The sequence below is a fragment of the Fodinicola acaciae genome (assembly GCF_010993745.1).
Classification (GTDB): domain Bacteria; phylum Actinomycetota; class Actinomycetes; order Mycobacteriales; family HKI-0501; genus Fodinicola; species Fodinicola acaciae.
This window is the reverse complement of the sequence record NZ_WOTN01000001.1, coordinates 3,136,206-3,150,726: the sequence shown is the minus strand read 5'-3', so window position 1 is coordinate 3,150,726 and position 14,521 is coordinate 3,136,206. Positions and strand designations below refer to the sequence as shown.

Below are 14,521 nucleotides of genomic sequence, written 5' to 3'. Positions count from 1 at the left end.
GTCACGTCGCCAGAAACGTACGCCGGTAGGCGTTGGGCGAGACGCCGACGGCGGCGCGGAAGTGCAGCCGGAACGACGACGGCGCTCCGAAGCCGGCCCGCTCAGCCACTTGGTCGACCGCTAGGTCGCTGGACTCCAGCAGCACGCGGCCGCGTTCGACGCGCTGCAGGATCAGCCACTGGCCCGGCGTGAGGCCGACCTCGTCGCGAAACCGGCGGGTGAAGGTGCGAACGCTCATCCGCGCGTGACCGGCCAATGTGGACAGTGGGAGCGGCTTGTGCAGGTTTTCCAAGGCCCACACGCGCGTCGGCGCGGTGCCGGCGTCGGACGGTGCCGGCACCGGATGCTCGATGAACTGGGACTGACCGCCGTCGCGCCATGGCGGCACGACGCATGCGCGTGCGACGCGGTTGGCGACCTCGCTGCCGTGGTCCCTGCGTACGACGTGCAGGCAGAGGTCGACACCGGCGGCCGCGCCGGCCGAGGTCAGGATGTCGCCGTCGTCCACGAACAACGCCGACGGATCGAGCCGCACTTTGGGAAACGTACGCTGGAAATGCTCGGCCTCAAGCCAGTGCACAGTGGCCGGCCGGTCGTCGAGCAGGCCGGCGCCGGCCAGCACGTACGCGGCCGTGCAGATCGACATGATCCGCGTGCCGGGACGGATGCCGGCGAGGGCTTTCGCCAGCGGATCGCTGATCGTCCCGAGCTGTTCCGGACAGTGAAAAGGCGCGACGACGACCGTGTCGGCCTCCGCCAGCGCCGTCGCGTCGGCCGCCGGCACGATCGCGTAGCCGGCCTCGGTGGCGACCGGTCCACCGTCGAGGCTGCAGGTCACCACCTCGTACAACCGCCGGTCTGTCGCGTCGGTCGCGGCGCCGAAGATCCGCGACGGAATGCCGAGCTCGAAGGGGATGACCTGGTCCAGGGCGAGCACGGCGACACGATGCATGGCCAGATCTTCGCACAGCTTGACCATCTGGCCACTTTTTCTCCGTCGGAGGTGACCGCACGCTGGTGGTGTCACGACAGTGAAAGGAATCCAGATGCGCGCGATAAGTCCGAAAGGTTGGGGAGAGGCCGACGTACTGCAACTGATCGACACGCCGCGGCCGGAGCCGATCGCCACGGAGGTGCTGGTGCGCGTACGTGCGGCGAGCGTCAATCCGACCGACTGGAAGTCGCGGCGCGACGGGTCGGGTTACTGGAAAGATCCAGTGATCCTCGGCTATGACGTCTCCGGTGTCGTCAAGGAGGCCGGTGCCGGCGTGACGCTTTTCCGGCCTGGCGACGAGGTTTTCGGCATGCCGTGGTTTCCGCGGCAGGCCGGTGCGTACGCCGAGTACGTGACCGCGCCGGCTCGGCATTTCACTCGGAAACCGGCGTCACTGGATCACCTGCATGCCGCCGCCATTCCGCTGGTCGGCCTGACCGCGTGGCAGGCGCTGGCCGAGACCGCCGGCGTACGCCAGGGGCAACGGGTGTTGGTGCATGCGGCGGCCGGTGGTGTCGGACATGTGGCCGTACAGATCGCGAAATCGCTTGGTGCGTATGTGATCGGGACGGCCAGTGCGGCGAAACACGACTTCGTGACGCGGCTCGGCGCCGACCAGGTCATCGACTATCGGTCGGTCGATTTTTCCGAGGTTGTCAAGGATGTCGACGTCGTGCTGGACACGATCGGCGGTGACTATTACGAGCGGTCGCTGAAGGTCGTACGGCCTGGCGGGCATCTGGTGTCGCTGACCGAGGCGATCGAAGGGGACCGGCTGGTCGGTGGCGTACATGTCGGGTTCACGTTGGTGGAGCCCGATCATGCCGGCATGAAGCAGCTGGCTCGGCTGGTCGACAGTGGCCGGTTGCGGGTCGAGATCGACTCGGTGTTTCCGTTGGAGGAGGCCGCTGCCGCGCACCGCCGCAGCGAAAGTGGCCGTGCGACGGGAAAAATCGTCCTCACGATCTGATCCGTCGTTGCGGTGGCCGGCTATTTGGCCAACGCCGATCCCTGACGGTTGACGATGTGGCACGCGACCTCGCGGTCGGTTTTGTTGAGCAGCAACGGCTCCTCGGTGCGGCAGATGTCCTCGGCATAGCGACAGCGGGGATGAAACCGGCAACCCGGCGGCACGTTCGACGGATCCGGCACGTCGCCGGCCAGCACGGTTTCCGGCGGTGGCGCGGTCGGATCGGGCGGCGGGATCGCGGCGCGCAGGCTTTGCGCGTAAGGATGTGCCGGTGCGTCGGAGACCTGGTGCCAGTCGCCGATCTCGACGATCTTTCCGAGATACATCACCGCGATCCGGTCGCACAGATGCCGGACCATGCCCAGATCGTGGGAAATGAAGACGTACGTCAGGCCGAGCTCGGTGCGCAGCCGCGACAGCAGGTTCATCACCTCGGCGCGTACGGACACGTCCAGCGCCGACACCGGCTCGTCGAGCACGAGAATGTCCGGCCGTACGGCCAAAGCGCGCGCGATGCCGACGCGTTGCCGCTGACCGCCGGAAAGTTCGTGCGGATAGCGGTCGCGCAGAGCGTTGGAAAGCCCGACCATCTCCAGGAGATCGCCGACCTTCCCGGTGATCCGGTGGACCCGCAACACCTCGGACAACGCGCCGGCGACGGTGAGACGCGGGTTGAGCGAGGAGTACGGGTCCTGGAAGACCAGCTGGACCTTTCGCCGGATCTGCCGTAAAGCCGCACCGCGCAGGCCGGTGACATCCTCGCCGTCCAGCCGGATCCGGCCGGCGGTCGGATTTTCCAGGCGTACCAGCATCCGCGCGGTGGTCGACTTGCCGCAGCCGGACTCACCGACCAGCCCGAGGGCCTCACCTTTGCCGACCTCGAAGCAGACACCGTCGACGGCGCGTACGGCACCGTAATGCTTGACCAGGTCCTCGACGACGATCATGACCATCGCTCCGGCGGCACGAGACAGGCGACGGCGTGATCGTCCACAGTGGACTCCAGCGGGGGATCGGTGGCCTGGCAGGCATCCACGGCCTGCCGGCAGCGAGGTTGGAACGGACATCCGGCCGGCAGCGCGGACAACTGCGGTGGCGTGCCACCGATTTGCGGCAGCGCTGGCCGGTTGGCGCCGGTCGTCGGCGGGATCGAGGCTAGCAGGCCGGCGGTGTACGGATGCCGCGGCGTTGCGAAGATCGCGCGTGTGCCGGCTGATTCGACGATCCTGCCGGCATACATGACGAGCACGCGATCGGCCAACTGCGCCAGCACGCCGAGATCGTGGGTGATCCACAGGACACCGAGGTCGTGCTCGCGGCGCAACTCGTCCACCAGCGACAGGATTTGTTGCTGCACGGTGACATCCAGCGCGGTCGTCGGCTCGTCGGCGATCAGCACCGCCGGTCGCATCGCCAGCGCCCCGGCGATCATCACCCGCTGCCGCTGACCGCCGGACAGCTGGTGCGGATAGCGTTTCGCCAGCGCCTCCGGCCGCGGCAGGCGGACCTCCTCGATGGCCTCCAGCGTACGTTTTCGCGCGTCCGCACGAGAAACACCGTGGGCGCGCAGGCCCTCGGAGATCTGCGCGCCGACCGTCATCAGCGGATTGAGCGCGGTCATCGGATCCTGGTAGATCATCGCGATGCCGGCGCCGCGCCGCGACCGGCGCTGCCGCTCCGGCAGCTCGAGCAGGTTTTCGTCGCCGAGAAACACCTTTCCGGCGCGCACCTCGGCGGCGTCCGGCAGCAGGCCGGCGACCGACAACGCCGTCAAGGTCTTGCCGGAGCCACTCTCGCCGACCAGACCGACGACTTCGCCCGGTGCGACGGCGAAAGACACGTCGCGTACGACCGCAGTGTCCGGCCGCAGGACCGTACGCAGGTTTTCCACGCGCAGACCGGTCATCGCCGCGACCTCGGATCGGTCGCCGACCGCAGGCCGTCGGCGAGCAGGTTGAGCCCGACGACGGTGACGACGATGGCCGCGGCCGGAGCGGCGAGCGTCCACCATGCCTCGGTCAGCAGGTTACGTGCGTCGTTGACCATCAGGCCGAGCGACGGATCCGGTGGCTGCGCACCCAAACCGAGGAACGACAGCGCCGACTCGGTGAGAATTCCCCACGACAGCGCCAATGCCGTTTGCACGCCGAGCGGCGCGCTAACGTTTGGCAGGATGTGCCGGAAAAGGATGCGCGCCGGCGAGAATCCGAGCGTACGCGCTGCGCGGATGTAGTCGGCCTCGCGCACGGCCAACACCGGTCCGCGTGCGACACGGACGAAAATCGGCACGTACACGACGGAAATCGCGATCGCCGTGTTGACCCAGCCGTGTCCGAGCGCGGCGACCAGGGCGAGCGCGAGCAGGATGGCGGGGAAGGCGAAAAGCACGTCCGTACAGCGACCAACGACCGCGTCCATCAGGCCGCCGGCGAAGCCGGCCAGGATGCCGAGCAGTCCGCCGATCACCGCCGCCAGCAGCACAGCCAGCGCGGACACGCGCAACGAGGCGAAAATTCCGGCGAACGTCCGCGCGGCGATGTCGCGGCCAAACTGGTCGGTGCCGAGCCAGTGCGCCAGCGACGGCGCCTGCAACCGGTCGGTCGACTGCGCGATCGGGTCGTACGGCAGCAAACCAAGGGCCGCCAGCAGGCCGACCAGAAGCACCAGCGCGACAAGGACGACGCCGATCCGGCCGCTGCGATCCGACCACAGCCGGCGGAAAACACCCGGCCTGGCGGCGGTTTCCACCTCGTCGGCGACAAACGCGGTGCTCATGCGCGCGCTCCAAGTCGGGTACGCGGGTCGATCAGCCGATAGGCGATGTCCACGATCAGGTTGACCACCACGAAAGCGGTGGCGATGAGCAACGTGGTGCCCTGCACGATCGCATAGTCCTGCTGCAGGATGCCGTTCAACAAAAGCCTTCCAAGGCCTGGCAGTGCGAAGATCTGCTCCACGATCACCGTGCCGCCGAGCAGATAGCCAAACTGGATGCCGACCATCGTGACGATCGGGATGCCGGCGTTTGGCAGCACGTGGCGAAACCGGATCCGCGTGCCGGCCAGGCCTTTTCCTCGTGCCGTACGGACAAAGTCGGTGCCGGCCGCCTCCAGGTAGGCGGATCTGGTCGTACGCATGATGTTGGCGGCCAGGCCGACCGACAGCACCAGCGCCGGATAGAGCAGCTGGCTCAGGTTGCCGCTGACCGAGGCGGTCAGCGGGATGTACGTGCCCGGATTGGGGAAATAGGCGAAAACCGCCGCGAGGATCGCGACACACAACGACGCGAGCACGAACTCCGGCAACGCCAATCCGACCAGGCCGGCGCCTTGCACGGACAAGTCACGCGCGCCGCCTGGCCGGCCGGCGGCGAACATGCCGGCCAGCACGCCGACCGGGGTGGCGATCAGCATCGCCAGCACGGCCAGCTCCACGGTGACCGGCAGCGCGTTTTCGATCAACGTGGACACCGGCGTGCCGGTGTCCAGCGACAGGCCGAAGTTTCCGGTCAGCACACCGCCGAGCCAGCTGAGGAACTGCGCGGCCAGCGGCCGGTCGAGGCCGTAGAAATGCCGCAGCGAGGCCACCTGTCCGGGATCCAGCGACGCCGCTTCGGTGCCGAGCTTCGCGGTGATCGTGTCGCCAGGCAACGCGCGTAGCACGACGAAAACGACCACCGCGACACCGAAAAGCGTCACCAACGTGCCGAGCAGCCGGCCGCCGAGATAGCGCAGCGTCATGCTTTGCTGGTCTGCCGCAGATATTGCAGCGACTCGGTCGGCAGCGGCTTGAAGCCGGTCACCCCTTTGCCGGTCAGATAGAAGACCTCGTTGCGGAACAGCCACACCCACGGCGAGTCGGACAGCAGGTTTTGCTGCAGCTGCTGGTAAATCTGCTTGCGCGCGGCAGCATCGGTCGCCGCGTTGCCGCGTACGAGCAGGTCGTTGAGCTTGGGGTCGGACAGGCCGGCCGGCACCTTGAGGCTGCCATCGGTGGTGAAATAGCGGCCATATTGCAGATACGGGTCGGTGCTGCCGCCGTTGAGCGCCACCGCCGCGTCGAAGTTGGCCTTGGTCCAGTTGGGGACGTACACGTTGGTCTGCTGCCGGTCGATCTGCAGTTTCACGCCAATCGCGGCCAGTTGCGACTGCAACACCTGCGCGATGTTGGTCGATGTCGAGTATTCGCCGGTCATCACGATGGTGTGCAGCGTGAACCCGTTCGGATTTCCGGACTCCGTCAGCAGTTTCTTTGCCGCGGCGGTGTCACCTGGCTTGCACGGCAGGCCGTTGGTGGCGTCGTTCGGATAGGCCGGACTGGTGATCGGACCGGTGATCACGGCCTTTCCGAAATAGACGGTGGTGGCGATCGCCTGCCGGTCCACCGCACACGCGATCGCCTGGCGTGCCTTGATGTTGACCAGCGGACCGCGGCGGCCGTTGAGCTGCAGCACGTGATATGACAGCGTCGCCTGGTCGACCAAGGACACGTCGCCGCCGGAGCCGATCTGCTTGGCGACCGCCGGATCGCTGAGCAGTCCGAAGTCGAAGCTGTGCGCCTTCATGCCGGACACGATCGACGCCTCGTCCGGAATCACCCGAAACTCCAGGCCGGCGTTTTTCGGCTTACCGTCCCAGTATCGCGCGTTGGCGGCGAGCGTCAGCCGCTGGTTTTGTTGCCACCGCTGCCAGTTGTACGGTCCGGTGCCGTTCGGCTTTTTCCCGACCGCGCCGGCCTTGATGTCCTTCGCCGCGAGGATCGAGTTTCCGACGTACGTCAACGCGGTCAGCAACGACGTGTCCGGATGCTGCAGATTCAGCACGACGGTGTGGGCGTCGGGAGTGTCGACCGACTTGATGACCTTCAGGTAGGACCGTACGACCGAGCTGGTTTTCGGGTCGAGGCCGCGCTCCAGCGTCGCCTTCACGTCCGCGGAGGTGAAATCCGTGCCGTCATGGAATTTCACGCCGGACCGCAGGGTGAAGGTGACAGTGCTTCCACTGGCCTGCCATTTCTCCGCCAGTGCGGGCTTCAGGTTGCCGGTGTCGTCGGTGGTGAGCAGCGTGTCGTAGACCAGCGCCAGCGACTGGACGGTCTGGAACGCGGTCGCACGCGCCGGGTCGAGCTGGTCGATGTCGCCGGTTCTGGCCACGGTGAGCGTCCCCTTGGCGCTGTCGCCGCCGCTCGGATTGGGGCTGCAGGCAGCCATGGCGGTCACTGCCAGCGTCAATGCCAGCACTGTCCGGAAGATCTTCACCGTGTTCCTCCTGTTGCGGCCTCGCTGGCCTCTGCAGCAAGGTAATTCCTTGTCAGCGGCAAGACCAGCACGGAGACTTTCTACCGTGACCGAGCCGACGATCGCACCATCAGCCGCCGTGTTGCGCATCGCGAGTCGCGGCAACGACGTCGTACGCCGCGTGGTCGGCTCGCGGCAGGTGGCCGAGTTGCGCGCTGGCCGGTTGTGGCCGGTCGAGCCGGTCGCGGTGACCGGCGACGAGGTCTGGGACATCGCCTCGATCACCAAGGTCGCCGCGACCACGGCGGCGATCATGACGCTGGTCGACAACGGCGAACTCGAGTTGACCGCATGCGCGCGGGATTTCGTGCCGGAGCTGGACAGCACGGTGACCGTACGCGACCTGCTGGAACACCGCTCCGGCCTGCGCGAGTGGTGGCCGACGTACCTGGACGACCTGCCTCTCGACACGCGCTATCCGGTCGGCGCGGAACGGCATTATTCGGATCTCGGCTTCATGCTGCTGGCGCGGGTCGTGTCCACGGTCGCCGGCAAACCGTACGATCGGGCCGTCGCCGAGCTGGTCATCGAGCCCCTCGGGCTGCCGGACGCGCATTTCCGCCCGTACGGCCGCGGCCTTGACCGACCGCTGGTCGCGACCACGCACGGCGACTGGATCGAACGCGACATGGTCGCCACCGGCGAGCCGTATCCGGTCGGGCTCGACCCCGACTCGTTCGCCGGCTGGCGTCCGTACACCGTCGTCGGCGAGGTGAGCGACGGCAACGCGTGGCACCGTTTTCACGGCGTGGCCGGCCATGCCGGCCTGTTCGCCAGCGCCGACGACCTGGTGATCTTCGGCCGCGCCCTGCTGTCCTCCGTGGACGGTCGCGGCCCCTGGTCACGGCGGACCGTCACCACCTTCTTCACCCCCAGCGCCGACGCCGAACAAGCCGTCGGCTTCCGCCTTTGGCCGTCCTACGGCGCAATCGGCCACACCGGCTTCACTGGCTGCGGCTTCGCGATCCTGCCAGCCCTCGACCGCATCGTCGTGCTGCTGACCAACCGTACGCACACGCCGATCGGGTCTCAGGCGAGTGTTCGGGTGGCGTGGGAAGGGGTTTTGGCTAAGCCGGGGGAGGGGGAGTGGTTTTCTGTTGGGGTGTTTGGGAAAGTTGCGGGGGTTTCATGATTGTTGCGTTGGGTGGGTGGTCGGGTTTTCGTGATCGTTGCGTTGGGCGAGTGGTTGGGGTTCTTGATTGTTGCGTTTTGGGGGTGGTGGTTTTTCGCCTGCGCGGCGGGCGCTCCTGTGCGGAGGGCGACCTCAAGGGGAGGGGTGCGCGGGGTTTGTTTGTGGTTGGGTTGGGTGCCGCGTGTGCGGTTTCGTACGTGGTGTGGTCCGGTAGTGTGGCTGGGTCGCCGGCGGTGCCGTGGCGTCTCGGTGGGTGGCGTGAAGGTCCAGTATGTGGGACGCAGAGGCATGTGGAGCGCTAAATGTCCGCCTTGCGAGTTTTGCGGATGGCATGAATGTCGAGTTACGTGCGTTGGACGCAAGAAACAGGGCTTTCACGCCGCCGTGATCACTAGAGGCTGTGACGGGTGTGACTATTGAGGCTGATAATGCTGCTGTGATCGCTCGGCTGCAACAGATGTCCGTTTTGATGTCTTGTTAAACAAGTATTACGCAGTCAGCCGCCCCAGCACGATCGTTTGGCGTCCATCCCGACGGGTTGCTTCCCACACGTGACCGAGCAAGCCCAGAAAACCCAGCCCCGCCCACAAAACCCAACCATCTCCCCAACGCACAACATGAAGACCCGCCCACCTCACCACCGCAACAAAGACGCCACCACCTCCCCCAACGCAACAACCAGAAACCCAACCCCCGCAACAAACAGGCCAACCCACCACTCATCCCGCAACACCCAGAGTCGAAGCGACCTCCCACCGGAAGTCCCTCCCAGTCATGACATACGGCATAGGTCTACACCAAGAACCGCCACACCGCCCCGAGCCCATTGCGCCACCGCGTACGACTCGATACAACGGCAAATCTGCCGGTTGTCGCGAGGAGATCCCGTGAGACGTACGGTTTTGGCGCTCGTCCTGTTTGCTGCCAGCCTGGTGGCGCTGACTCCGCAGCCGGCCGCGGCGGCTACGCCGGTCGCGCCGTTGGCCAGTCCGCCGATGGGGTGGAACAGTTGGAACAAGTTCGGCTGCGACATCAACGAAAATCTGATCAAGCAGACCGCGGACGCGATGGTCGCGAATGGTCTGGATCGGCTCGGCTACCAGTATGTGAACATCGACGACTGCTGGATGGCCAGGACCCGTGACGGCGACGGGAAGCTGCAGGCGGATCCGACGCGTTTTCCGTCCGGCATCAAGGCGTTGGCCGATTACGTGCACGCGAAAGGTCTGAAACTCGGCATCTATTCCTCGGCCGGCACCGCCACCTGCGCCGGTTTCCCGGCGAGTTTGGATCACGAGACCGACGACGCGAACAGTTTCGCGGCCTGGGGCGTCGATTATCTGAAGTACGACAACTGCAACAACCTGGGCCGGCCGGCGCTGGATCGCTATCGTGCGATGGGAAACGCGCTGCGGGCGACTGGGCGGCCGATCGTCTACAGCCTGTGCAACTGGGGCTACGACAATCCATGGCAGTTCGGTCCGGCGACCGGAGCCAGCCTGTGGCGTACGACCGGTGACATCACCGACTCGTGGGACAGCATGACCTCGCTGCTCGACCAGCAGGCTGGCCTTGAGCCGTTCTCGCACCAGAGCGCGTGGAACGACCCGGACATGCTGGAGGTCGGCAACGGCGGCATGACCGATACCGAATATCGCGCTCACTTCAGCCTGTGGTCGCTGCTCAACGCGCCGCTGATCCTCGGCAACGACCTGCGCTCGATCCCGGCGGCGACCAAGGCGATCATCGGCAGTCCGGACGTGATCGCGGTCAACCAGGACTGGGGCGGCTCGCAGGGCCGGCGGGTGGCCGACTTCGGGGACACCGAGGTGTGGGCCAAGCCGATGTCCGACGGCTCGGTCGCGGTGGTCCTGTTCAACCGTACGGCCGCCGCCGCCACCGTCACGACCAGCGCCGCCGCCGTCGGCCTCGGCGGATCCACCGCGTACGGCCTCAAAGACCTGTGGTCCGGCGCGACCTCGACCACGAACGGCGGCATCTCGGCGACCGTGCCGTCGCACGGCGTCGTGATGTATCGCGTCAGCCGCGCCGGCACGGCACAGGCAGCACTCGGTGCCGGCAGCTACCAGGTCAGCGACCTGACCTGGCTCGACTCGTCCAACGGCTGGGGTCCGGTCGAGCGCGACCGTTCCAACGGCGAGCAGGCCGCCGGTGACGGCCGCGGTCTCTCGATCGGCGGCACGGCGTACGCGCGCGGCCTCGGCGCGCACGCGGACTCGGCCGTCCACCTGTGGCTCGGCGGGTCGTGTACGCGCTTCTCATCGTTTGTCGGCATCGACGACGAAGTCGGTGCGGGCAAAGGCGCCGTGAGGTTCGCGGTGTACGGCGACGGCCAGCTGTTGGCGTATTCGGACCTCAAGTCCGGTGGTCAGCCGGCGACCGCGCTCAACGTGCCGACGGCCGGCGTCAAGGCGTTGGAGCTGCGCGTCACCGATGGCCGCGACACGATCGACGATGACCACGCCGACTGGGCGAATGCGCAGGTGGTCTGCTCGGCGACCGGCACCGGTTCGTACGTCAGCGACCGGACCTGGTCGTCGGCGGCCAACGGCTTCGGACCGGCCGAGCGTGACCAGTCCAACGGCGAGCAGCCGGCCGGCGACGGCAACGTGCAGGACATCGCCGGTGCCTTCTATCCCAAGGGCGTCGGCGCGCATCCGGACAGCGACATCGCCTTCGCGGCCGGCGGCTGCAAGCGGCTGGTGGCGGTCGGCGGCGTCGACGCGGAGAACGCCGGTCGCGGAAGCGTGACGCTTTCGGTGGTCGGGGACTCGACGACGCTCTACACGAGTCCGACGGTGACCGCCGGAGCGCCGGTCGTCATCGACGTGGACATCACCGGTCGTACGACCGTCCACCTCGTCGTTGGCAACGCCGGCGACGGACCCGACTACGACCACGCCGACTGGGGAGACGTCAGCCTGGTCTGCTGAGTCCGCATGGCCACCATGCTTGCGTTCGATGCACGCATGGTGGCCATGCGACAGGATGAGCGGCATGCGCGTGGTCGGGTTGATGTCAGGCACGTCGTACGACGGGATCGACGTGGCGGTCGCCGAGCTGGAGCTGGCCGGCGACGAGATCGTCATGACGCCGGTGACAGACCGCCAGGTCGCGTATGACCGGGCGATCACCGAGCGCATCGCGGACATACTGCCACCAGCGCAAACGACCATCGAGCAGGTCTGCCAGCTGGACGCGCTGCTCGGCCAGGCGTACGCGCAAGCCGCCGCCGGTCACGGCGCCGACCTGGTCGTCTCGCACGGCCAAACGGTCTTCCACTGGGTCGACGACGGCCGCGTCGGCGGGACGCTCCAGCTCGGCCAGCCGGCCTGGATCGCGGCACACACCGGCGCACCGGTGATCTCCGACCTCCGCTCGGCCGACATCGCCGCCGGCGGCCAGGGCGCCCCGCTCGTGCCGGCCTTCGACGCGCTCCTGCTCGGCACGGACAAGCCGCGGGCGGCGCTCAACCTCGGCGGCATCGCCAACGCGACGATCATCAGGGACGGCTCGGTGATCGGCTATGACATCGGTCCGGCCAACGCGCTCATCGACCTGGCCGCCAGGAAGTTCTTCGACGAGTCGTACGACCGCGATGGCCAGCACGCGAGCCGGGGACACATCGACGAGCGACTGCTCAACGACCTGCTGGCCGAGCCGTACTATCGCCGCCAGCCGCCGAAATCCACCGGCAAGGAGCTGTTTCACCTCGGCTACCTGAACAGACATCTCAGGAGCGAACCAGCCGAGGACGTGCTCGCCACGCTGACCGAGCTGACCGCGCGTACGGTGGCCGACGAGCTCGACCGGCACGGCATCACCGAGGTCGTCGCCTCCGGCGGCGGCGTACGCAACCCCGAGCTGATGGCCAGGCTCAGGCGGCTCACCTCGGCCGCGATCGGCTCGATCGACGACCTCGGCATCCCCTCCGACGCCAAGGAGGCGTACGCCTTCGCCGTGCTCGGTTTCCTTTCCTGGCATGGCCTTCCGGCCGCCGTGCCGTCGGTGACCGGCGCGAGGACCGCGCGCATCCTCGGCTCCTACACGCCGGGCTCGGGTCCGCTGCGGTTGCCGGAGCCGCGTACGCACGCTCCGACCCGGCTCCGGATCCGCTGAAACCTCGCCGCCTGCTGGTGACTTAAGGAGGTGACAGTCTGACCGAAGGCGGGGGATCGAGTGGCCACAGCGACCGAACGTGAGCAGCTCGACACCATCTTCCGTGCCACGCACGGCCGGCTGGTGGTGGCGATGTACGCGCTGACCGGCGACCTCGGCGAGGCGCAGGACGTGGTGGCCGAGACGTTCGTCCGTGCCGTCGCGCACCGCCGCGTGCTTCTGGAGGCCGAGAAACCGGAGGCGTGGCTGCGTACGGTCGCGCGCAACATCGCCAGGCGCCGGTGGCGAAGAGCCACGCAGCTCACGTCGCTGCTGCGCCGGTCGGCCGATCCGCCACCGGTGTCCTCGGACTCCGCGCTGAACCGCGTCGCGCTGCTGGCCGTGCTGCGCAAGCTGCCGGCGCCGCAGCGCGAGGCGATCGCCCTGCATTACATCGCCGACCTGTCGGTTGCTGACATCGCGGTGACGCAAGGCGTGACGGTCAACGCCGTCAAGTCACGGCTCGCCCGCGGTCGCGCGCGGCTTGCCGAGCTGCTCGGTGAGGACAGCGCCGAAGACCTCGACATCGCCATCACCTCGAGGAGCGAATCCGCATGAAGGCGTCCGACTACCAGGAGCTGCGCGAGGAAATCGTGCGTACGGTCGAGCTGCCCGACCTCGACGAGATCCACCGGCGCGGCCGGCGCCGCCAGATCGCCACCAACCCGACCTGGGCTATCGGCGCGGTCGCGATCGTGATGGCCGCGGTGTTCGTCGCCGTCTCGGTGACCTCCCGGCCGGCGCCGCCGCCCGGCATCGCCGACCGGCCGGATCTCGGCACGCCGGTGCATCTCGCGCTGCAGGGTGAGCGGATTCCCGCCGACGGTCCGTTCGGCGTGCTCAACAGCATCACCATCGACAAGTGGACGACGTACGCGCTCGCGCGCAGCTCCGCCGGCATCGCGCTGGTGCGTACGTTCGACGGCGGCACCACCTGGCAGGCCTGGACGCTGCCGAAAGAGCTCGCGGCGCAGAAGCTGGTCGGCTTCGACTCGGCCGGCCCCGGCCAGGCCGTCAGCCTGATCGTCAACCGCGGCGGAGTCTCGTACAAGGGCGGCAAGGACATCCTCTACGTCAGCCTCGACGGCGGACAGAGCTGGTCGAAGGAGCCGGCGCTCGGCGCGCCGGTCGACGCGTTTCCGGCCGGCTGGCCGCTGGACGTACGCCAACGGCAGGTCGTGGCCATCGATCCGAGCAACGGTGTGCCGCATCCGTTGGTGAAGAAGTGGTCGGCCGACTATCCGTATCTCGGTGAGTCCCGGGTCATGCAGGCTAAGGACGGATCGCTGTGGCGCGCGACCGGCTTCGCGTACGTCGAGAAGCTCGACCTGCGCGTCGAGGTCAGCCGCGACCGCGGCCGCACCTGGTCGGCGGCGAAGGTGCCGTCAGCGCCGGCCGGCTACGAGCAGGCCTACGCCACCGTCGCCAGCTACGACGGCCGCACCGCGTACGCACTCGTCAACGAGATGGAGCTGCATCAGAAGGGCTTCCCGGCCAGCGTCGGAGCGCTCTACGTCAGTCATGACGGCGGCGCGACCTGGAGCCTGGTCAGCCGCGGAGCGGTGACCGCGGGATCGGGGTTGGCCGTCCTGCCCAACGGCACCTTGCTGGCCAGCAAGGTCGAGAGCGGCGCTGGGCCTGACGCCGGCCAGTGGCTGATGGCCAGCCGCGACGGCGGCCGGAGCTTCCAGGAGGCTTCCGGGGTCGGCGGCGGTCCCGGCACGATCTGGGTGCGGTTCATGCGGTCGGCCACCGGCGGCTATGTCGTCCTCACGCTGACCGGACGTGGTGGCGAGCCGACCGTGAACCGCTGGTACGTGACGACCGACGGCATGACCTGGACGCCGGCGCCGGAGCCACCCCGCTCCTCCACGACTCCATGGGACGTGAACGCCAGTCCCAACCGCTGAAGAGCCTGTTGGTAAACGGTGGCACGCGATAGCCGAGCCC

General features: G+C 67.6%; 12 protein-coding genes. 6 read left to right on the top strand and 6 right to left on the bottom strand.

Going from position 1 to position 14,521, the window contains the following annotated elements:
* Position 1 precedes the first annotated feature (1 nt).
* Positions 2 to 952, bottom strand: coding sequence for a GlxA family transcriptional regulator (locus GNX95_RS14890; protein ID WP_163507657.1), 951 nt, complete (start codon positions 950 to 952; stop codon positions 2 to 4).
* Between the two features lie 94 nt (positions 953 to 1,046).
* Here GNX95_RS14890 and GNX95_RS14885 point away from each other — a divergent pair, with 94 nt between their 5' ends.
* Complete coding sequence (locus GNX95_RS14885) at positions 1,047 to 1,964, top strand: NADP-dependent oxidoreductase (RefSeq protein WP_163507656.1); 918 nt, start codon at positions 1,047 to 1,049, stop codon at positions 1,962 to 1,964.
* Between the two features lie 20 nt (positions 1,965 to 1,984).
* Here GNX95_RS14885 and GNX95_RS42505 read toward each other — a convergent pair whose 3' ends face one another.
* Genes GNX95_RS42505 through GNX95_RS14865 form a run of 5 tightly spaced genes read right to left on the bottom strand, consistent with a single transcriptional unit; the run spans position 1,985 to position 7,221 of the window.
* Complete coding sequence (locus GNX95_RS42505; RefSeq protein ID WP_222853585.1) at positions 1,985 to 2,911, bottom strand: ABC transporter ATP-binding protein; 927 nt, start codon at positions 2,909 to 2,911, stop codon at positions 1,985 to 1,987.
* Positions 2,908 to 3,870, bottom strand: coding sequence for an ABC transporter ATP-binding protein (locus GNX95_RS42500; protein WP_222853584.1), 963 nt, complete (start codon positions 3,868 to 3,870; stop codon positions 2,908 to 2,910). The genes GNX95_RS42505 and GNX95_RS42500 overlap by 4 nt, the downstream gene beginning before the upstream one ends.
* Positions 3,867 to 4,739, bottom strand: coding sequence for an ABC transporter permease (locus tag GNX95_RS14875; protein ID WP_163507655.1), 873 nt, complete (start codon positions 4,737 to 4,739; stop codon positions 3,867 to 3,869). The genes GNX95_RS42500 and GNX95_RS14875 overlap by 4 nt, the downstream gene beginning before the upstream one ends.
* A complete protein-coding gene (locus GNX95_RS14870; protein ID WP_163507654.1) occupies positions 4,736 to 5,704 on the bottom strand; it encodes an ABC transporter permease in 969 nt (322 codons plus the stop codon). Before GNX95_RS14870 ends, GNX95_RS14875 begins: the two co-directional genes overlap by 4 nt.
* On the bottom strand, positions 5,701 to 7,221 hold the full coding sequence (locus tag GNX95_RS14865) for an ABC transporter substrate-binding protein (protein ID WP_163507653.1): 1,521 nt from the start codon (positions 7,219 to 7,221) through the stop codon (positions 5,701 to 5,703). The genes GNX95_RS14870 and GNX95_RS14865 overlap by 4 nt, the downstream gene beginning before the upstream one ends.
* Positions 7,222 to 7,306: 85 nt before the next feature.
* Here GNX95_RS14865 and GNX95_RS14860 point away from each other — a divergent pair, with 85 nt between their 5' ends.
* The 5 genes from GNX95_RS14860 to GNX95_RS14840 all read left to right on the top strand — a co-directional run bounded on the left by GNX95_RS14860 (position 7,307) and on the right by GNX95_RS14840 (position 14,481).
* On the top strand, positions 7,307 to 8,392 hold the full coding sequence (locus GNX95_RS14860; protein ID WP_163507652.1) for a serine hydrolase domain-containing protein: 1,086 nt from the start codon (positions 7,307 to 7,309) through the stop codon (positions 8,390 to 8,392).
* An 887-nt stretch (positions 8,393 to 9,279) separates the two neighbouring features.
* Entirely contained in the window at positions 9,280 to 11,346 is a 2,067-nt protein-coding gene (locus GNX95_RS14855; protein ID WP_222853583.1) for an NPCBM/NEW2 domain-containing protein, read from the top strand.
* Positions 11,347 to 11,410: 64 nt separating this feature from the next.
* Positions 11,411 to 12,532 (top strand): anhydro-N-acetylmuramic acid kinase, encoded by a 1,122-nt coding sequence (locus GNX95_RS14850; RefSeq protein ID WP_163507650.1) that lies wholly within the window; start codon positions 11,411 to 11,413, stop codon positions 12,530 to 12,532.
* A gap of 60 nt (positions 12,533 to 12,592) precedes the next feature.
* The gene (locus GNX95_RS14845) at positions 12,593 to 13,129 is read left to right on the top strand and encodes a sigma-70 family RNA polymerase sigma factor (protein WP_222853582.1); all 537 of its coding nucleotides are present in this window, start codon (positions 12,593 to 12,595) and stop codon (positions 13,127 to 13,129) included.
* Complete coding sequence (locus tag GNX95_RS14840; protein WP_163507649.1) at positions 13,126 to 14,481, top strand: hypothetical protein; 1,356 nt, start codon at positions 13,126 to 13,128, stop codon at positions 14,479 to 14,481. Before GNX95_RS14845 ends, GNX95_RS14840 begins: the two co-directional genes overlap by 4 nt.
* The last annotated feature ends 40 nt before the right edge of the window (positions 14,482 to 14,521 follow it).